The following is a 21,682-nucleotide window of genomic DNA, read 5'->3' as shown; positions in this document are numbered from 1 at the left end:
CAGGTTTAATCGGGCTCCTTGTAGCAGCAGTAAAAACCGATAAACTGACAGATGAAAAAGCTGTGGAAACTCTTAACGCGCTGGCAAAAAGCGACTTCAGGATAAGCCTTCCGCTTTACCTGTGGGCGCTTGAGAAAATTGAGTGATGATTATGGCGCACATGGTGTAATTATGCAGCCGAAGCCTGTAGTGCAGTGGTCAATCATGCGAGGCTCTGATCTTACGACTATGGTTTGAATCCTCGCCGGGCTACTTTTCCCCAATTTTATAGCCCATTTTGCTCCTATTCTTAGGCCTCAGCCTGTGCGAATAGAATATCAACCGGCAACTCAATAGATTCTTCCTTTAATTTTTCGAACCTCTTTTTAAAATTCAAAATCGCAAACCCCAGGACATTTCCTGTGCTATCCACCCGCTCCCAAATATCGTTTCCAACATCCTTAAAGAATCCTTTCTTAGAGGGGATTGAGGTTATCTCAAGAAAGTCCCCTTCTTCATCAAACCATATATTCATTTTTCCCATATTGTTGCACCTGTCTTAATCCTGTCTGTATAGAATGCAGTTATTAGGAATCCGGCGTCATAGAGTAATTTTGCCGCAACGAGTAAATACTTTTCCGTTACAGGCGTTCTCGTATAAAAGCGATAAAAAAGCCAGACAGAGCTATCTTGATTACTCTCTTTTATGATATCAGGGTCTGCTAATGTTTCTTTGATTCGTTCAAGTTGCCCTTGCATTTCTTGCCTTTTTAAAATGTGCTCTAATCTTTTTTCAGTTAAATGAATAGACTTACCAGACACATCGGTTATCGCAATCAAAAAACCACCATTTCTTTAAATGCATTCTTTGAATATAATATCCTATGTTTAGGTAGTGGGAGGAAAAAAGAGAGTTTCGTAAAGGAAGGTCGATAAATTACGAAATTAACTGAGCCGGCGGCAATTTCGATAAAATTATTATTTTTGATCCAATCCTGTACATCATTTCTGAAATTTATAAATTACCATAAATTAATTTGTGGCGCTTCCGCAAAACCCCAGGCGCTCTTGGCTATTTATTAGCTTTTTTCCTGGAAATTCCCTCAATTCTGAACTAAAAATAGGCTTATTATTTGAGTGAAAATGACAAAAATATAGCATTCTTGTTGTTTTTTTAAAAAATCTACTGCAACTGTCAAATTTGGGGGTAAAATTCATGAAAACTATATATAGTATGCTCATAATGATAATTATTGATGGCACCTGGGAGAAGAAATGAAGCCAGGAATGAAAATTATCCCTCAAGCTCTGGTCAGTCTGCGCAGGAAAAATCGGAGGTTTAGAATATGAAAGGAAATTATAAAATTGGAATTGCAGTTTTACTGTTGTTTACAATAACATCAGCGTCGGCAGCTACACAAATCGGAGATAATATAACTGTTGTGAATAACGTCACAGCACAGAACTTTATAGGTAATTTAAATTGGGGCTATTTATCAGGAGTTCCTGCAGATTTTCCGAACTCATCAGTTCCTGGTTTGCAGACCAACGACTCTTACTTCAATGGCTCGGTATTTCCACTATCAACAAACTTTAGAAATGACAGCTTACTTTTAATCTCAACATATGGAACCAGCTTCCCGAACTCATCAGTTCCTGCTTTGCAGACCAACGATTCTTACTTCAATGGCTCGGTATTTCCATTATCAACAAACTTTAGAAATGACAGCTTACTTTTAATCTCAACATATGGAACTAACTTCCCGAACTCATCAGTTCCTGGTTTGCAGACCAACGACTCTTACTTCAATGGCTCGGTATTTCCACTATCAACAAACTTTAGAAATGACAGCTTACTTTTAATCTCAACATATGGAACTAACTTCCCGAACTCATCAGTTCCTGCTTTGCAGACCAACGACTCTTACTTCAATGGTTCGGTATTTCCATTATCAACAAACTTTAGAAATGACAGCTTACTTTTAATCTCAACATATGGAACTAACTTCCCGAACTCATCAGTTCCTGCTTTGCAGACCAACGACTCTTACTTCAACGGCTCGGTATTTCCAGCATCAACAAACTTCAATAACAATTCTTTACAGATTTCGGTGAACAATTTACAGACCAACGACTCTTACTTCAATGGCTCGGTATTTCCAGCATCAACAAACTTCAATAACAATTCTTTACAGATTTCGGTGAACAATTTACAGACCAACGACTCTTACTTCAATGGTTCAGTATTTCCAGCATCAACAAACTTCAATAACAATTCTTTACAGATTTCGGTGAACAATTTAAAGACCAATGACAGCTACTTTAATGGAACAGTTTATCCTAACTCAACAAATTTCAGGAATGATAGCTTACTTTTAATTGCGACATATTCAGGGAACTTCCCTAATTACAGTTTAACCAATACTAATTATTCAAATAACAGCATAATGAGTTGTGGAAATTCTTGTCATGATGCTTATTTCGTGAATTACTCCGCATTTCAAAGTGGAGTTAGAAGTAATATCTCATCAAGCAGCGGGCTTGTATCTTACAATTCTACGACAGGAGTAATATCGGATAGCATCAATTCATCTGCAAATCTGTATAGTATGAACGCAAGCAACATCACGTCAGGTAACCTGTCTGTCAACAGGCTCAATAACGGCACAGGCGCATCTTCAACGACTTATTGGCAGGGCAATGGAGTCTGGAACACCCCCACCCTAACAGCCATAATGAATAGCGCGGCAGCAGACATTCCCATGACTAACGCCTATCAATGGTATAATGCTACCAGCCTGAACGTAACGTCTGGTACATGGTATTTATCTGGACAAGCTACTATTGGAAATAATCAAGGCGGCGGCGCCGGCAGCAACAAAGGGAATGTGACTTGTGTAATGTGGGCAAGCTCAACACCAAGAGTAAATATAAGTGCATCCGAATCCTATATTCAAGCTACCGCAAACGGTGTTTTCGGTTATGCAAACCTTTATATGAGCGGAATATTTACTACAAATTCTGCCCCAATGATTAGCGTATCATGTATAGGCACTGTGGGAGGTCAGGTGATTGACTCTACCACAGATTTCGTTACTGGAAATGCAACAGTGATTACAGCTTTAAAAGTGGGATAAAAATATGCCAATAGATGAAAAATAGCCATGAAGCTATATCTCCTTCTATTTTTGGCAGTTTTCGCAATCGGTGTAGCTTCGGCTGACGTCAGCATTGTAAACGACACTCTTTTCAACCTTAACAACGGTGCTTTCATTAACGTCCTTTCAGTCCAGAACTCAACCAATATCACTGTATACAACTCAACCAATTCACCGGTATCCACGCTCCAGTTTTACATCAACGGCACAGCGACAGGATTCACCGCAAATACCAATAAAACGCTCTCGAATATTTCTTATGATAATGTTACCGATGTCGTAACATACACCGGGAATGGCGCTGATGGCTATCTCAATATCTCTGCGCGAATGCAGGTATCATCGGTAAAATATGTTTTCAAGGTTGATGGAGTTGTTGACCAGATGCAGCAATCCAATGCTACCGGGTGGGTGACATTCAATTACACAGGATGGAGCCAGAATCAGCATGACTTTGAAATATCCAATCGAACGTATGTTCCTCCAGCACCCACAAACCTGATTAATGTCACCGGTAACTTTTACGTGAACCATAGCTGGCAGGCAGGATCAGGAAACATAACGGATTCGTACAACGTAAGCGTCAATGGTACCTCGCATAACGGTACAAACAGTACCTATTACAATAATTCAGGTTTAGCTCCGCACGGCTGGAGCAACATCTCGGTATATGCATACAACAGTTCAGGAGCAGGCACGTTGAACAGCACTGCTGTATCCCAGAACACCCGGGTCCCGAACAATCCAGTAACGATAACTAATATTTCAGATTCATATAATCTCAATGACAGTGAGACTCTTTATATAGCTGCGAATTGCACTGACATAGACGGCGACACATGCATTTTTAACAGAAATTTCACTCAGGGGACATTCAATTCATCTACAGGAATACTCAACTGGCAGGCAGGATACGGAAATTATAGCTGGCAGATTAACGTCACTGATGGGTATGGTTCAGTTTCTACGAAGAATTTCACAGTTCAGGTAAACGACATTCATCCCCCATCGCAGGTAACTAATTTCCATAACACTACTGTCCCCACAAAGAATTCAGTCAATGTTGCATGGAACGCAAGCAATGATGCAAACGGCTCTGGAATCAAGGAATACAGAATTGAGCAAACCAATGCATCGTTCAATTACATGACCATCGATAGACCAACAATAAATGCAACCGGAATAGCATCGGGGTACGAGAACGATTCTTACTGGTATACTTTCAAGACCAATGAACCAATTAACTGTCTGGAATGCCACGTCACAGGAAGGACGAGGGTAGGCAATTTCTGGACTAAATTCAATACCGCGTACCTTTACTTGATGGTGCATGCACCGGATAATGACACAAATACAAGCGATGAAACGATAAGACTTGCATTTGACGTGAACAGAGATGGTGGCACCGCTCCGCAGCCGGATGACCAGATGTATGAAATTAGTGAGCAGAACAACCTTGTCCGCTATACAGGCAACGGCACAGCTTGGGTCGTAAACAGTACCAGTGCAGTGAGTGCTGTTGCTGGTGCAGGTACACATGCGCCAAGATATGAGATAAGAATTCCACTATCTGAGATAGGCAACCCCTCTGACAGCACACTTATAAATTTCCTGTTTGATAATGGATGTACCGCCGGCACCGATTTCATAGAGAGGCACACATATTTCCCGTTAAATGCAAACTCCAGCGTGGACAATCCGAGTACGTGGGGATTGATAACATTCAGGAACCTCACGGATTATGTTCAGATAGCCAATACCCCAGCAACTTCTTATTTGATTGGGGGTCTATCGGAAAGTTACAGGTATAACTTCACAGCTAAAGCCGTGGATAATGTCGGCAATACAGGTCAGCGTTCAGACCCATTGATTATTGAGACTGCGGAAGAAATTGGTTTCAATATCTCAGGATATGTTCTTAATTACCTTGGAAATCCGATACAAAATGCTTATGTCCAGACCGCCAGTCTCTATATTGTAAGTACGGGTTCAAATGGCGATTATATCTTAGAAGAACTAATTAATGGCACGTATAATCTTACTGCAAGCAGCGGAGTTTACAGCAGCGATATCACACAAGTTACAGTAAATGGTGCTGATGTTTATAATGTCAATATCACAATTCCGGATATTACTGCAAACGCTACAAACTTAAACACTACATGTGGGAATTTCTATTGCAACTCAACATGGACTGCTGGAGGTAACACTACATCGTTTAATATAAGCCAGAATGGGACATGGAATAATGGCACTGCCAATAATTATTTTAACGTCTCGATCAGTCCGCATGGATACAGCAATATCACAGTGTTTGGTTACAATGACTATACAAGAGCTCTCAGTATTGGAAGTGTAACGCAGAACACTTCAATCCAGAACAACCCTGTTACAATAGGCAACATATCAGATAGCTATTCATTGGTTGAAGGGCAAACCCTGAGTATATATCCAAATTCAACCGATGCGGATAACGATACTCCGACGTTTGCCAGTAATTTCACGAACGGTACGTTCTACGCGAATAACGGCACGCTGCTCTGGACGACTACGGGCAGCGATACAGGCATCCATTCCTGGCAGATAAACGTGACAGACGGGTACGGCTCAGTCTCCTCGGCTAATTTCACGGTAACTGTGACTTCATTCGGGGTGAGCCTGACAAATATATCTGCATTAACAAATACTACTGTTGCAGGAACAAATGCGACCTATATTCTCAATCTGACCAATAACGGCACAGCAGGAACGGATTCGTATAATCTCACGATCGATAATACAAACGGAGCATCCGCTTTCTTGAACATCTCCTCGAATTTTGTGTATGTGCCTCAAAATGGAAGCGTAATATTCGCACTCAATGTAACCAATTCATCGTCAGGAACATTCTATGTCAATGTCACGGCAACCTCGGTGAATGACTCAACTAAGTTTGCTTACGTCAATACCACCACGACTGTGAATGCCGTCAGGGCAGTCAGCCTGACCGTAAATACAACCTCACAGACAACATCTGCTGGAACCAATGCCACTTACGTACTCAACCTCACCAACAAAGGCACTGATGCAGATACCTATACTCTCCTTGTAACCAATTCCAGCAGTGCCTCCGTAGCATTGCTGAACATCTCCTCGCCCACTTCTACGCTCAGTCCGGGTCAGAGCCTGATCTTCGCTCTCAACGTCACCAATACCTCTTCGGGTAACTTCAGCGTCAATGTAACCGCAACCTCAAGCAGCGATGCCACAAAATTCGCCTATGTCAATACCACAACGACTGTGAATGCTGTCCGGTCTGTTAGTTTAAGCATAGACGCTACTTTAAAGGACACCGATGCCGGCGTGAATGCCACCTACGTGCTCAATCTTACCAATAACGGCAGCGACCCGGATTCCTACACCTTGCTGGTAACCAACGCAAGCAATGCCTCCGTAGCGGCTCTCAATATCTCCTCGCCCACTTCTACGCTCAGTCCGGGTCAGAGCTTGATCTTCTCGCTCAATGTAACCAATACTTCCTCAGGCACATTCCTTGTGAACGTAACCGCAATCTCGCAGGGCAACAATTCGAAGTTCGCCAGCGTGAATACTACAACAGCAATTGGTGCTGTCCGGGCTGTCAGTTTAAGCATAGACGCTACTTCAAAGAGCACCGATGCCGGCGTGAATGCCACCTACGTGCTCAACCTCACCAATAACGGCAGCGATCTGGATACCTATACTCTCCTTGTAACCAATGCAAGCAGTGCCTCTGTAGCATTGCTGAACATCTCCTCCCCAACATCCATTATAGGTTCAGGTCAGAGCCTGATCTTCGCCCTTAACGTCACCAATACCTCTTCGGGCAACTTCAGCGTCAATGTAACCGCAACCTCAAGCGATGCCACAAAGTTTGCTTACGTCAATACCACCACGACTGTGAATGCTGTCCGGGCTGTGAGTCTGAGTGTGGATTCAGCTACAAAAACAACCACAACAGGAACCAATGCCACCTACGTGCTCAACCTCACCAACAACGGGACTGATGCAGATACCTATACTCTTGTCGTTACTAACGCAAACAGTGCCTCAACCGCTCTTCTGAATACCTCATTGAGCCAGAGCCTGAATGCAGGACAGAGTGTTATATTCGCCCTTAACGTCACCAATACCTCTTCGGGCAACTTCAGCGTCAATGTAACCGCAACCTCAAACAGCGATGCCACGAAATTCGCCTATGTCAATACCACAACGACTGTGAATGCTGTCCGGGCTGTGAGTCTGAGTGTGGATTCTGCTACAAAAACAACCACAGCGGGAACCAATGCCACCTATGTGCTCAACCTCACCAACAACGGTACTGATGCAGATACCTATACTCTCGTCGTTACGAACGCGAACAGTGCTTCAACCGCTCTTCTGAACACCTCATTGAGCCAGAGCCTGAATGCAGGACAGAGTGTTATATTAGCCCTTAACGTCACCAATTCTTCTGCCGGTGCTGGCACTTTCAAGGTGAACGTATCTGCTACCTCAAGTGATCCCACGAAATTCGCCTATGTCAATACCACCACGACTATGAATGCCATCAGGGCAGTGAACCTGAGTGTGGATTCAGCTACAAAAACAACCACTGCGGGAACCAATGCAACCTATATACTCAACCTCACCAACAACGGTACTGATGCAGATACCTATACTCTCCTTGTAACCAATGTAAGCAGTGCCTCTGTAGCATTGCTGAACATCTCCTCCCCAACATCCACGCTCGGTTCAGGTCAGAGCCTGATCTTCGCCCTTAACGTCACCAATACCTCTTCGGGCAACTTCAGCGTCAATGTAACCGCAACCTCAAGCAGCGATGCCACAAAGTTTGCTTACGTCAATACCACCACGACTGTGAATGCTGTCCGGGCTGTGAGTCTGAGTGTGGATTCTGCTACAAAAACAACCACAACAGGAACCAATGCCACCTACATCCTCAACCTCACCAACAACGGCAGCGATCCGGATACCTATACTCTCGTCGTTACGAACGCGAACAGTGCCTCAACCGCTCTGCTGAACACCTCATTAAGCCAGAGCCTGAATGCAGGACAGAGTGTTATATTAGCCCTTAACGTCACCAATACTTCTGCCGGTACTGGCACTTTCAAAGTGAACGTGTCTGCTACCTCAAACAGCGATGCCACAAAATTCGCCTATGTCAATACCACTACGACTGTGAATGCAGTCAGGGCAGTCAGCCTGAGTGTGGATTCTGCTACAAAAACAACCACAGCAGGATCCAATGCCACCTACGTACTCAACCTCACCAACAACGGTACTGATGCGGATACCTATACTCTCGTCGTTACTAATGCGAACAGTGCCTCAACCGCCCTTCTGAATACCTCACTGAGCCAGAGCCTGAATGCAGGACAGAGTGTTATATTAGCCCTTAACGTCACCAATACTTCTGCCGGTGCTGGCACTTTCAAGGTGAACGTATCTGCTACCTCAGACAACGATGCCACGAAATTCGCCTATGTTAATACCACCACGACTGTGAATGCCATCAGGGCAGTGAGCCTGAGTGTGGATTCAGCTACAAAAACAACCACTGCGGGAACCAATGCAACCTATATACTCAACCTCACCAACAACGGTACTGATGCAGATACCTATACTCTCCTTGTAACCAATGCCAGCAGTGCCTCCGTAGCATCGCTGAACATCTCCTCCCCAACATCCACGCTCGGTTCAGGTCAGAGCCTGATTTTCGCTCTTAACGTCACCAATACCTCTTCGGGCACGTTCAAGGTGAATGTAACCGCAACCTCAAGCAGCGATGTCACAAAATTCGCTTACGTCAATACCACTACGACTGTGAATGCAGTCAGGGCAGTCAGCCTGAGTGTGGATTCTGCTACAAAAACAACCACAGCAGGAACCAATGCCACCTACATCCTCAACCTCACCAACAACGGCAGCGATCCGGATACCTATACTCTCCTTGTAACCAATGCCAGCAGTGCCTCTGTAGCATTGCTGAACATCTCCTCTCCAACATCCACGCTCAGTTCAGGTCAGAGCCTGATCTTCTCGCTCAACGTCACCAATACTTCTGCCGGTGCTGGCACTTTCAAGGTGAACGTAACCGCAACCTCAAGCAACGATGCCACAAAATTCGCCTATGCCAATACCACCACGACTGTGAATGCCATCAGGGCAGTCAGTCTGAGTGTGGATTCAGCTACAAAAACAACCACAGCAGGAACCAATGCCACCTACATCCTCAACCTCACCAACAACGGTACTGATGCCGATACCTATACTCTCCTTGTAACCAATGCCAGCAGTGCCTCTGTAGCATTGCTGAACATCTCCTCTCCAACATCCACGCTCGGTTCAGGTCAGAGCCTGATCTTCGCCCTTAACGTCACCAATACCTCTTCGGGCACGTTCAAGGTGAACGTAACCGCAACCTCAAGCAGCGATGCCACAAAATTCGCTTACGTCAATACCACCACGACTGTGAATGTTGTCAGGGCAGTCAGCCTGAGTGTGGATTCTGCCACAAAAACAACCACAGCAGGAACCAATGCAACCTATAGCCTCAACCTCACCAACAACGGCAGCGATCCGGATACCTATACTCTCGTCGTTACGAACGCGAACAGTGCCTCAACCGCTCTTCTGAATACCTCATTGAGCCAGAGCCTGAATGCAGGACAGAGTGTTATAATCGCCCTTAACGTCACCAATACTTCTGCCGGTGCTGGCACTTTCAAAGTGAACGTGTCTGCTACCTCAAACAGCGATGCCACAAAATTCACCTATGTTAATACCACCACGACTGTGAATGCAGTCAGGGCAGTCAGCTTGAGTGTGGATTCTGCTACAAAAACAACCACAGCAGGAATCAATGCAACCTACGTGCTCAACCTCACCAACAACGGTACTGATGCGGATACCTATACTCTCGTCGTTACTAACGCAAACGGTGCTTCAACCGCTCTTCTGAATACCTCATTGAGCCAGAGCCTGAATGCAGGACAGAGTGTTATAATCGCCCTTAACGTGACCAATACTTCTGCCGGTGCAGGCACTTTCAAGGTGAACGTATCTGCTACCTCAGACAACGATGCCACAAAATTCACCTATGTCAATACCACCACGACTGTGAATGCAGTCAGGGCAGTGAGCCTGAGTGTGGATTCTGCTACAAAAACAACCACAGCAGGAACCAATGCCACCTACGTGCTCAACCTCACCAACAACGGCACTGATGCGGATACCTATACTCTCGACGTTACTAACGCAAACAGTGCCTCAACTGCTCTTCTGAACACCTCATTGAGCCAGAGCCTGAATGCAGGACAGAGTGTTATAATCGCCCTTAACGTCACCAATACCTCTTCGGGCACTTTCACGGTGAACGTATCTGCTAACTCAAGTGATCCCACGAAATTCGCTTACGTCAATACCACCACGACTGTGAATGCCTTCAGGGAAGTCAATTTAAGCATAGACGCTACTTCAAAGGACACCGATGCCGGCGTGAATGCCACTTACGTGCTCAATCTTACCAATAACGGCAGCGACCCGGATTCCTACACCTTGCTGGTAACCAACACAAGCAATGCCTCCGTAGCAGCTCTCAATATCTCCTCGCCCACATCGACTCTGGCGCCAGGAGCGAGTTTGATCTTCTCGCTCAATGTAACCAATACTTCCTCAGGCGCATTCCTTGTGAACGTAACCGCAATCTCGCAGGGCAACAATTCGAAGTTCGCCAGCGTGAATACCACAACAGCGGTTGGTGCTGTCCGGGCTGTCAGTTTAAGCATAGACTCTTCTTCAAAGAGCACCGATGCCGGCGTGAATGCCACCTACGTGCTCAACCTCACAAACAATGGCACAAACCCGGATTCTTACATTCTTATTGTTACTAACGCAAGCAATGCCTCTGTAGCATTGCTGAACATCTCCTCTCCAACATCCACGCTCGGTTCAGGTCAGAGCCTGATCATCGCCCTTAACGTCACCAATACTTCCTCAGGCACGTCCCTTGTGAATGTAACCGCAACCTCAAGCAACGATGCCACGAAATTCGCTTACGTCAATACCACCACGACTGTGAATGTTGTCCAGTCTGTCAGTTTAAGCATAGACGCTATTTCAAAGGACGCCGATGCCGGTGTGAATGCCACCTACGTGCTCAATCTTACCAATAACGGCAGCGACCCGGATTCCTACACCTTGCTGGTAACCAACGCAAGCAATGCCTCCGTAGCAGATCTCAATATCTCCTCGCCAACATCGACTCTGGCACCAGGAACGAGTTTGATCTTCTCGCTCAACGTCACCAATACCTCTTCGGGCACATTCCTTGTGAACGTAACAGCAATCTCGCAGGGCAACAATTCGAAGTTTGCCAGTGTAAATACCACAACAGCGCTTGGTGCTGTTCGGGCAGTCAGTTTAAGCATAGACGCTACTTCAAAGAGCACCGATGCCGGCGTGAATGCCACTTATGTGCTCAACCTCACAAACAATGGCACAAACCCGGATTCTTACATTCTTATTGTTACTAACGCAAGCAATGCCTCCGTAGCATTGCTGAACATCTCCTCCCCAACATCCACGCTCGGTTCAGGTCAGAGCCTGATCTTTGCACTTAACGTCACCAATACATCCTCGGGCACATTCCTTGTGAACGTAAGTGCAATCTCGCAGGGCAACAATTCGAAGTTCGCCAGTGTAAATACAACAACAGCGCTTGGTGCTGTCCGGGCTGTCAGTTTAAGCATAAACGTTACTTCAAAGAGCACCGATGCCGGCATGAATGCCACCTACGTGCTTAATCTTACCAATAACGGTACTGATCCGGATACCTATACTCTCCTTGTAACCAATACCAGCAGTGCCTCCGTAGCATTGCTGAACATCTCCTCTCCAACATCCACGCTCGGTTCAGGTCAGAGCCTGATCATCGCCCTTAACGTCACCAATACTTCTGCAGGTATATTCCCGGTCAATGGCACAGCCACATCGCAGAATGATCCAACCAAGTTCGCCTATGTCAATACCACAACCACAGTGACTGCACCGGGAGCACCTAACATAACGAGCTTTGCTCCCTCATTGACAGTCAGCGATACAGCAGGGGCGACAAGGATCTTTAATATCACAGCCAACCAGACCGTGAACGTGACCTGGTACATCAATGGAACAAATGTTTCGACCAATATCGGTGTGACCGATGCGAATTATACCAATACCAGTGCAGTCGCAGGATTCTGGAACGTAACCGCAATTGCAACCAATGATAACGGCATGGATTCAAAGACATGGCTCTGGAATGTTACTTCTCCACCACCCACCCCAACTCCAACACCTACTCCAACACCCTCTCCAGCACCCACCCCAACTCCAACGCCAACCATATCACCGGTAATCACAGGGTTTGCTCCATCTTCGCTAGCAAATGATATCGTGGGTGCAACTCGAACATTCACCATAACTGTAAACCAGATCGTGAACGTAACCTGGTATATCAATGGAACACAGGTTCAGACCAATACGAGTGTAACCGATGCCGGTTATGCCAACACCAGTGCAGTCCTTGGCGTATGGAACATAACAGCCACAGCAACCAATACCAATGGTGTTGTATCACAGGTGTGGATATGGAATGTCACAGAAGCTCCGACAGGAGCACCTAATATAACCAGTTTTGCCCCGTCTTCGCCTGTAACTGATATCGTGGGTGCAACTCGAACCTTCAACATCACCGTAAACCAGATCGTGAACGTAACCTGGTATATCAACGGGAGCCAGGTTCAGACCAATACGAGTGTGACCGATGCCGGTTATACCAACACCAGTGTCCTTGGCGTATGGAACATAACAGCCACAGCAACCAATACCAATGGCGTTGTATCACAGGTGTGGATATGGAACGTGACAGCAGCACCGACAGGAGCACCTAATATAACCAGTTTTGCCCCGGCGTCGCCTGTAAATGATATGATGGGTGCAACTCGAATCTTCAACATCACCGTAAACCAGATCGTGAACGTAACCTGGTATATCAACGGGACGCAGGTTCAGACCAATATGAGTGTGACCGATGCCAGTTATACCCGCACCATTGCAATCCTTGGCGTGTGGAACATAACTGCCACTGCAACCAATTCCAATGGTGTTGTTTCACAGGTGTGGATGTGGAACGTGACTGCCGCACCAACCCCAGCACCAACTCCGGCACCCACTCCAGTGCCGGGATTTGTTAGAGGCGGAGGTGGCGGCGGCGGAGGCGGCACAGGCGTAATTTCCACGGAACCGCCCGTAAACATTGAGTCGTTTGAGATTGCGGAACAATACTTAGGAGCAAATGTTCCTGCCTCTTATATATTCACTACCCCAAACCTTGTAATTTCTGAAGTGTTAATAACTCCGGCAAAGAACTTTGGAATTACAAGCATAAGAGTAGAAACGCTCAAAAATTTATCAAACACAGAAGGAATGACACCGCCCTCAGGAATTGTTTATAAATATGCCAATATCTGGACAGGTGCAACGAAGCTCGATAGTCCCGACAGCATCATAGACGCATTCATAGGATTTAAAGTCGATCGCGGCTGGCTTGCGCAGAATAACCTTGAGGAGAATAATATAAGACTTCTTAGATGGGACGGAAGCAGGTGGAGCTCGCTGGATACTCAGCCAACGAGCAGTGATGAAACATTCGTATATTATTATTCAAAAACCAGCTCATTCTCGCCTTTTGCAATAGTTGCCGTTCCCCTTAATCCATCTGCCACAGGTCAGGCAGGCGAAACTCCAATAACAGAGGCTCCGATCCAAAAGCTAATAAAACAGTTGGCGATAGAACGGGTATCCAGACTGTGGATGTATGCATTAGTTGCTTTGATACTTATCAGCCTTGCCCTTTATAAATTAAGTAAATATCAAAAAAAGGCAATTAAAGTTTATGAAGCGGTTGGGATAAAGCCAGAGAATGCCGATGTATGGTATGACAAAGGCACTGAGCTTCAGGAGATAGGGAAATACGATGAGGCAATAAAATCTTATGATAAGGCTATAGAGATAAATCCAGAATATGCCGATGCTTGGAATAACAAAGGTTTTGCCCTCTATGAATTAGGGAAATACGAAGAGGCAGCAAAGGCATATGATAAAGCAAGAGAGATAATCCATGGAAGCAGGCAATCGGATGAAGACTCTGTATGAATGGTCTTAAATTTATCCAGTGTTTAATGATAAAATTTATATCTTAAAAGGATATCTATAATATTAATTCGGAGGTTTAAATTGATGGAGAGTATGGTTTTCAGTGGAAAATCCATCAGATCGGTAGAGAATAAATTTCTGAATAAGTTAATACAGCGAAAGGATGAACCTGTTGTAGAAGGAAAAGCTGATGTATGGAGATCCATGTATCCTTTTTTTTGCGATCAGGCATTATCCACGCCAGTTGTTGCAATAGAATCATTAAAAATTCTTGACGTCTTAATTGATTATGGCATTGTTGGAGATTATAAAAACTTACAGAAAGTATTGCTGCATAACAGCGATGAGGTTGCGCGTTTGGCTTTGGATGTTTTAAGAAAAATTAAAGGATTGACCAGAGAAACAAGAATAGAGGGAGCAGAAATAGTTAGTGCTGAAAGTGGGGTAGAGAGCATGGAGAACGTGCTACCAACAAAAGATCAACAATTGAAAATTGAGCAGCTTGTGCAAAACGAGAAAAATCTCCAGAGCCGGGTTTTAAGTTTTCTAAAGAACGAAGATATGGTATCTGAAAAGCTGACAGATATCGAGAAAAAGGTCGAGGAGCTGGGTCAGAAAATCCCGGAGGTACCATCAAATCTGACACAGGATTACGATAATAAATTCAAAGCCCTTGAAGAAGGCATAGAGGAATTAAGAAAATTAATGGATTCAAATATTGTAAGTGAAAATGCTCTGGCTGAAAAATTTGTAGCTGAAAAGCTGACAGATATCGAGAAAAAGGTCGAGGCGCTTGGTCAGAAAATCCCGGAGGCACCGTCAAATCTGACACAGGATTACGATAACAAATTCAAAGCCCTTGAAGAAGGCATAGAGGAATTAAAAAAATTAATAAATTCAAATATTGCAAATGAAAATGCTCTGGCTGAAAAAGTTGCGGGGCAAGTTTTGGAACGCATCAAGCCAGAGCATATATCAAAGTCCGGAATTTCTCCTGTTCCGCAATTTACGCAGAAAACAGCAGAAGATTCCCAATACAGCAAAGATCAAGAAGTAAGGGTGCCTTCGCTGGATAATACACCCGAGACTTCCGTTATTCTATTGAATTGGGCCAAATTCCTTATGGAAAAGGTAGGGCGAAATAAGTTAGCCGATATACTTGAATATTATGTTGAAATTGGCTGGATAAGTGAAGAAGTCAGCTCAGTGATAGCTGAGTATGCGAACGGAATAGATTATTATGTAGAAACACCAGCAGGGGATCTTCTACCCGAGGTCCATACAAAATCCTTCTTGTTTATAGAACAGCTTAGACGCCGGAAAATGGATAAGAAGCATTCTTCGTTCTCGACATCCGGGTACGGTTCAATTATACCGACTCAAAGTTTATAGGACACTCTGATTTAATAGCTAAGTTTTGCAAATACCGTGCGAGCGCGATACATCTGTCAATTATCTTAAAGCAAATATAAGCCACTTCAGTACCTTTGCACTGGTAGAAAAGAACAACTGTTGCTACTACCAGTTGCACCTTACTGGCAATTTCATTTGATTCATCATGTATTTAATGACAACATTTATATCTTAAAAAGAATATCTATAATATTAATTCGGAGGTATGACTGATGGACAGTTTTATTGAAAAACATTTAGTGCCACTTTTAGCCCAAGGCATAAATTCTTCAGAAAATGAACTTGCAATTGAATCTCTAAAGGCAGCAAAAGCACTCGTTTATTATACCCCTTTGGCTGACTTGACCCAGGTTCTTAACAATGCGTTACAGCATAAGAATAAAGATGTTGCTTACGTCTCCTTAGATATACTGAGACTGATACGCGAGACAGAGAACAAGGTAAAGCCCCTTACCCCAGGAGAATATACAAAAATTCTTACAGATGCAGTAATCCCATTCATGGTTACATGCTTTAAATCCAGTTCCGACGACATAGCACTCAATGCGATGAATGCAACGAGTGTATTATCAAATGAAGCTGAAGTCAACGAGATTCTATTTAATCATGTGGAGCAGATGATGTTACACAAGAATAAGCAGATTGCCTATCTGGCGCTGGATATAATAAGAAGCATGAATGTTGGGAAAGAGATTCACGCTTTTGAGTAAGTATGATTTTCAAAGGAAAATCCATTCAATCGGTAGCTGACGCGACTATATATCCATTTTTGAATGACTCACTGCAGTCTGAGGATGAGACAGTAGTTCGCGAAACTTTAAACTATATTAAGATTCTTGCGGATCTCGGTGTAGAACGGAAATACTTCCTTGGGTTGCAGAAGCTCTTATACCATAAAAAAAACATTGTTGCCCGTAACTCGCTGGATATTCTAAGGAAAATGTCTACAGTCGTAGCGAAGAAAGAAGTTGAAGTAAATACTGATGTATGGAAATCCATGTATCCTTTTTTATGTAATCAGGCATTATCCACATCAGTTGTTGCGATAGAATCATTAAAAATCCTTGATGTCTTAGTTGATTACGGCATTGTTGGAGATTACAAGAACTTACAAAAAGCATTGTTGCATAAAAGCAATAATGTGGCGCATTTAACCTTTGATGTTCTCAGGAAAATTGTAGGATTGTCCACCGAATCGAGAACAGGGAACGTAAAAATAGAAGAAAAAATCACCACGAAAGAATCATATTATACTAAGTATCCACAAATAAAAATAAACTATGATGCTATTAAAAAACTCAAAAATGATTCTAAAAGCAAAAATGAAGTTTTAAAAGGTATAACTAACCAAATTCAAAAAGTTAATGACATTGATGCAAAAATCAATGCATTAGACAATGAACTTAAAAAATTCTTAGGGTACGAAAAAGTATCAAACGAGATTATTTCTAATTTAACATCTTTGGAAAATCAAAGAAATGAATTGCAGGACGAGTTAGATAAAACTCATGCAGACTTTAAAAAAGAGCAAGATACATTAAATATTGATAAATCAAAATCAAACAATTTATTATATATAGGTATTATTATATTTTTAATTGGTGTATTTGGCGCACGATTAATTAATTATTTATTCATTATTTGTATTTTAATTGGAATAATTTTAATAATACTACATCTAATTAAATCAAAAACTAATAATATGGTTGCGAATCAAACAAGAATTGAACAATTTGAATCTACTATACATGAAAAAGAGACATCAATTGAAAAATTATCAAGACAAATCGAGAGCTATTACAGCTCATTGCCCACCAACAATTTAAAAGAATTATCAGAAAATTTTGAAATATACAGTAAAAAAGCGCAGAAAAAAGCAGATCTTGTATCTCAAAAGGACATCCTAATAGGCAAAAATCAAGTAGATGAGTTAGAAAAAAAGAGACATGAGCTTTTAATTGAAACTGGAAAAATCGACGCAAGATTAAAAGAACTTGGAGAACTAAATCTTAGCGCCGAAGAACAAATCAAGTTGCAAGAACTATCAGTATTAAAAAAATAGGAGGGAACCCCATTTTAGTGTATAACCAGTTAAGAATGTTTCTTATCTACCTGTCCACTTTTTGGGGTTCAGCCCCTCATCATACATATAATGATAAAAGTTATATCTTAAAAAGAATATCTATAATATTAAATTGGAGGTATGACTGATGGACAATTTTATTGAAAAAAATTTAGTGCCACTTTTAGCACAATGTATAGATTCTTCGGAAAGCGATCTCGCACTTGAATCTCTAAAAACAGCAAAAGCGCTCGTTTATTATAGCCCTCTGGCTGATTTAACCCAGGTTCTTAACGGTGCTTTGCAGCATAAGAATAAAGATGTTGCCTATCTCTCCTTAGATGTACTGAGGCAGATACACGAGGCAGAGAACAAGGTAAAATCCCTCAATCCAGTTGAATATAAGAAAATTCTTATAGATTCTATAATCCCATTCCTGGTTACATGCTTCAAATCCAATTCTGACGACATAGTGCTCAATGCCATGAATGCTACGAGTGAATTATCAAATGACGAAGAAATCAAGGAGATTTTATTCAATGCTATGGAGCAGATGATGGTACACAAGAATAAGCAGATTGCCTATCTTGCACTGGATATTATTAGAAGCATGAATGTTGGGAAAGAAATACACGTTTTCGAGAGAACATGATTTTCAATGGAAAATCCATTCAATCGGTAGCAAATTCGACGATATATCCATTCCTGAACGATTTATTGCAGTCCGAGGATGAGATAGTAGTTCGCGAAACTTTAAACCAGGTTAAGATTTTTGCAGATCTCGGTATGGAAGGGAGAAACTTCCTCGGGTTGCAGAAGGTCTTGTACCATAAAAATATCAATGTCGCCCGCAACTCATTAGATATTCTAAGGAAAATGTCTCCTGGCGTGAAAAATGTCGAAGTAAAGGCTGATATATGGAAATCCATGTATCCCTTTTTCTGCGATCAGGCGCTGTCCGCCCCGGTTGTTGCATTAGATGCGTTAAATATTGTTAACATCTTAGTTGATTATGGCATTGTGGGAGATTACAAAAACTTACAAAAGGCATTGCTACATAAAAGAGATAATGTTGCGCATCTGGCATTCGATATTCTCAGGAAAATTGATGGATTGACCATCGAAACAGGAGTAGAGAGAGTTAAACTGGTCAGTGACAAGAGCAGTCGTGAGGTTAAGAAAAAAGATGAAATGATTAAGGAAAAAGAGCAGCCCTTGCAAAAGGAAACGGATACCCAGAGTCGAATCTCTAATGTCCTCAAGAAAAATCCCAAATATGTAGAAAGCCTAAGAGAAATAAAATCAAAGTACAATATATAATATAAAATATATGTCTTTTATTAATCGTATTTTTTGGTGGAAAAGGATTTCAGAACTTGAAAATCTGGTTGAGAAGCAGCATGAAATCATTAAGGAGCTTGGGGAGCGCAGCAAAGAAACAGTCATTCCAGGCAAGAATCAGGAGGAAATAGAGAAATTCAAGAATGAGATAAGGGAAATCAGTACCATTCTTGAAAAAGAAAGGGATAGAGCTTCAAGTCTGGCAAGGGAACTCGGGAAGGAAGAAAGGGTTAATGATGAGCTAAAGGAAGAGATTGAAAGAAAAACAGCCTTAATCAGCGAGTATGAGGAATCGATAAAGACTATTGAGGGAAAACTTGAGGAAGTCAATAACAGGTATCTGGAAATAATTGAAAAATTTGAAAAAGAAAGGGATAGAGCTTCAAGTCTGGAAAGGGAAATCAGGAAGGAAGAAAGGGTTAATAATGAACTAAAGGAAGAGATTGAAAGAAAAACAGCCTTAATCAGCGAATATGAGGAATCGATACAGACTTTTAAGGGTCAACTCGATGGGATCCATAACAAATATCAGGAGGAAATAGAGAAATTCAAGAATGAGATAAGGGAAATCAGTACCATTCTTGAAAAAGAAAGGAAGAGAGCTTCAAGTCTGGCAAGGGAACTCGGGAAGGAAGAAAGGGTTAATAATGAACTAAAGGAGGAGATTGAAAGAAAAACAGCCTTAATCAGCGAGTACGAGGAATCGATACAGACTTTTAAGGGTCAACTTGAGGAAGTCAATAACAGGTATCAGGAGGAAATAGAGAAATTCAAGAATGAGCTAAGGGAAATCAGTACCATTCTTGAAAAAGAAAGGGATAGAGCTTCAAGTCTGGCAAGGGAACTCAGGAAGGAAGAAAGGATTAATGATGAGCTAAAGGAAGAGATTGAAAGAAAAACATCCTTAATTGATGAGCTAAAGGAAGAGATTGAAAGAAAAACATCCTTAATCAGCCAGTATGAGGAATCGATAAAGACTATTGAGGGAAAACTTGAGGAAGTCAATAACAGGTATCAGGAGGAAATAGACAAATTCAAGAATGAGCTAAGGGAAATCAGTACCATTCTTGAAAAAGAAAGGGATAGAGCTTCAAGTCTGGAGAAGGAAATCAGGCAGGAAGAAAGGGTTAATAATGAGCTAAAGGAGGAGCTTGAAAGAAAAACAGCCTTAATCAGCGAGTACGAGGAATCGATAAAGTCTATCAAGGGAAATCTTGAGGAAGTCAATAACAGGTATCTGGAAGTACTTGAAAAATTTGAAAAAGAAAAGCGAATTGCAATCAATCTTGAAATGCTGATTTTGGACCTGGATAAGGAGCTGGGGTTGATGGATATTGCAAAAAAACTCGAATTGGAAGATGAAACGCCAGAGATTACGATTAAATCTTAGATTGCTTTCATAAATCTCTGTTTAATCTCATTTGCAGAAAAGGGAATCTCACTGCAATTCACATTGAGTGGTTTCACAACAGCGTGAATAAAACTCACTTTGCGAAGCAGCGCCTCTTTCAATTCCTTTTTTGAATGCACTTTTATTGTATTTTTTATTCCGCTAACTTTAGCCAGTAGTTCAAGGTCTATCTGGTTGTACGTGCAAGTTCCCTGATTTCCGGTTGAGCCGTACGCGGCATTGTCCACGGCAATAATACTAAGGTTCTGGGGGTTATATGCTCCTATGCTAATCAACACATTCGGATTCATGAGAAGGCTCCCATCGCCGTCGATCACGTACACACGCTTCTTTTGAACAAGCGCCAGCCCAAGCCCGATAGAGGATGCCAGCCCCATCGAACCCAGCATGTAGAAATTAAGCTCCCTGTCCTTAATCATATATAATTCCTTGGAGGGGAAACCAAGGTTTGAAATTATAATATCGTCACCGCTCAATCCTGCAACTATTCCAATTGCATCGTATCTTGTCATTACAGGTTTTCTTATCTTTGATTTAAAATTCAATTCCGAGATTCGCGGGGTTATCTCCAGAGGTGCGGGGATATCACCGGACGGGTTTTCCCATGCTGCAGGAGAAATCAGGATAATATGCGGGTGGTTATTACTGAAAGAATCCTTGATTGCAAGGTCGATATTATCCAGTTCATCTCTGGACTTGATTATAGTAGTTGCTAAACCAGCCGATTCCAGAATCCCCGGCATTCTCTTTCCAAACTGTATCTGGGCTTCTATTGATTCCTTGTAGATACCCCGCCAGCTTGCCAGTACGGGCAGCGGTATCCCGTAGGTAAGATTAAGGGAAAGAAGAGCATTTATCATATTGCCAAGACCAGTACTCTGGATAACCATAATCGGTCTTCCACCCCCAAGATACGCACCAGCACATATCCCCACGCCGTTTTCCTCGCGGGTGAGGGGAATGGTATTTATGTTCTGGCTTATAAGGGGAAGCAGCACTTTTATCCTGTCGCACGGCAATGTAGCCGCAACATCAATCCTGTTATTTTTAAGAATCTCAACGACCCTGCGCTCCGGACTTTCCATCAAGAAAAACCTT

11 protein-coding genes are annotated in these 21,682 nt (G+C 42.7%); 8 read left to right on the top strand and 3 right to left on the bottom strand.

Annotated features, from left to right (window positions below; genetic code table 11):
• Positions 1-289: 289 nt before the first annotated feature.
• Both O8C68_05480 and O8C68_05475 read right to left on the bottom strand, forming a co-directional pair.
• Positions 290-523, bottom strand: coding sequence for a hypothetical protein (locus O8C68_05480; GenBank protein ID MCZ7395255.1), 234 nt, complete (start codon positions 521-523; stop codon positions 290-292).
• A complete protein-coding gene (locus O8C68_05475) occupies positions 511-819 on the bottom strand; it encodes a PBECR2 nuclease fold domain-containing protein (protein ID MCZ7395254.1) in 309 nt (102 codons plus the stop codon). The genes O8C68_05480 and O8C68_05475 overlap by 13 nt, the downstream gene beginning before the upstream one ends.
• Before the next feature lie 506 nt (positions 820-1,325).
• Here O8C68_05475 and O8C68_05470 point away from each other — a divergent pair.
• The 8 genes from O8C68_05470 (at position 1,326) to O8C68_05435 (ending at position 20,563) form a co-directional block, all read left to right on the top strand.
• Complete coding sequence (locus O8C68_05470; protein ID MCZ7395253.1) at positions 1,326-3,116, top strand: hypothetical protein; 1,791 nt, start codon at positions 1,326-1,328, stop codon at positions 3,114-3,116.
• Between the two features lie 27 nt (positions 3,117-3,143).
• Positions 3,144-14,357 carry a PGF-pre-PGF domain-containing protein gene (locus O8C68_05465; protein ID MCZ7395252.1) on the top strand — a complete coding sequence of 3,738 codons (11,214 nt, stop codon included), beginning with the start codon at positions 3,144-3,146 and terminating at the stop codon, positions 14,355-14,357.
• 84 nt (positions 14,358-14,441) lie between these two features.
• Positions 14,442-15,749, top strand: coding sequence for a hypothetical protein (locus tag O8C68_05460; protein ID MCZ7395251.1), 1,308 nt, complete (start codon positions 14,442-14,444; stop codon positions 15,747-15,749).
• Positions 15,750-15,982: 233 nt separating this feature from the next.
• On the top strand, positions 15,983-16,480 hold the full coding sequence (locus O8C68_05455; protein ID MCZ7395250.1) for a hypothetical protein: 498 nt from the start codon (positions 15,983-15,985) through the stop codon (positions 16,478-16,480).
• 2 nt (positions 16,481-16,482) lie between these two features.
• Positions 16,483-17,832: a hypothetical protein gene (locus O8C68_05450; GenBank protein ID MCZ7395249.1), complete on the top strand. Its 1,350-nt coding sequence runs from the start codon at positions 16,483-16,485 to the stop codon at positions 17,830-17,832.
• Positions 17,833-17,980: 148 nt separating this feature from the next.
• Complete coding sequence (locus tag O8C68_05445) at positions 17,981-18,484, top strand: hypothetical protein (protein ID MCZ7395248.1); 504 nt, start codon at positions 17,981-17,983, stop codon at positions 18,482-18,484.
• Positions 18,481-19,152 (top strand): hypothetical protein, encoded by a 672-nt coding sequence (locus tag O8C68_05440; protein ID MCZ7395247.1) that lies wholly within the window; start codon positions 18,481-18,483, stop codon positions 19,150-19,152. Before O8C68_05445 ends, O8C68_05440 begins: the two co-directional genes overlap by 4 nt.
• 10 nt (positions 19,153-19,162) lie before the next feature.
• Positions 19,163-20,563 carry a hypothetical protein gene (locus O8C68_05435; GenBank protein MCZ7395246.1) on the top strand — a complete coding sequence of 467 codons (1,401 nt, stop codon included), beginning with the start codon at positions 19,163-19,165 and terminating at the stop codon, positions 20,561-20,563.
• On the opposite strand, the gene comE is transcribed toward O8C68_05435, so the two are convergent.
• Positions 20,560-21,669 carry a sulfopyruvate decarboxylase subunit beta gene (gene comE / locus O8C68_05430; GenBank protein MCZ7395245.1) on the bottom strand — a complete coding sequence of 370 codons (1,110 nt, stop codon included), beginning with the start codon at positions 21,667-21,669 and terminating at the stop codon, positions 20,560-20,562. The genes O8C68_05435 and comE overlap by 4 nt on opposite strands.
• Positions 21,670-21,682: the final 13 nt, after the last annotated feature.

The organism is Candidatus Methanoperedens sp., from assembly GCA_027460525.1.
In the GTDB taxonomy this organism is placed as follows: domain Archaea; phylum Halobacteriota; class Methanosarcinia; order Methanosarcinales; family Methanoperedenaceae; genus Methanoperedens.
This window is presented reverse-complemented; position numbering and strand designations above follow the sequence as displayed.

Coding starts and splice junctions, on each gene's coding strand:
- O8C68_05480 (MCZ7395255.1), bottom strand. CDS start 523: ATGGGAAAAATGAATATATGGTTTGATGAAGAAGGGGACTTTCTTGAG.
- O8C68_05470 (MCZ7395253.1), top strand. CDS start 1,326: ATGAAAGGAAATTATAAAATTGGAATTGCAGTTTTACTGTTGTTTACA.
- O8C68_05465 (MCZ7395252.1), top strand. CDS start 3,144: ATGAAGCTATATCTCCTTCTATTTTTGGCAGTTTTCGCAATCGGTGTA.
- O8C68_05460 (MCZ7395251.1), top strand. CDS start 14,442: ATGGAGAGTATGGTTTTCAGTGGAAAATCCATCAGATCGGTAGAGAAT.
- O8C68_05455 (MCZ7395250.1), top strand. CDS start 15,983: ATGGACAGTTTTATTGAAAAACATTTAGTGCCACTTTTAGCCCAAGGC.
- O8C68_05450 (MCZ7395249.1), top strand. CDS start 16,483: ATGATTTTCAAAGGAAAATCCATTCAATCGGTAGCTGACGCGACTATA.
- O8C68_05445 (MCZ7395248.1), top strand. CDS start 17,981: ATGGACAATTTTATTGAAAAAAATTTAGTGCCACTTTTAGCACAATGT.
- O8C68_05440 (MCZ7395247.1), top strand. CDS start 18,481: ATGATTTTCAATGGAAAATCCATTCAATCGGTAGCAAATTCGACGATA.
- O8C68_05435 (MCZ7395246.1), top strand. CDS start 19,163: ATGTCTTTTATTAATCGTATTTTTTGGTGGAAAAGGATTTCAGAACTT.
- comE (MCZ7395245.1), bottom strand. CDS start 21,669: ATGGAAAGTCCGGAGCGCAGGGTCGTTGAGATTCTTAAAAATAACAGG.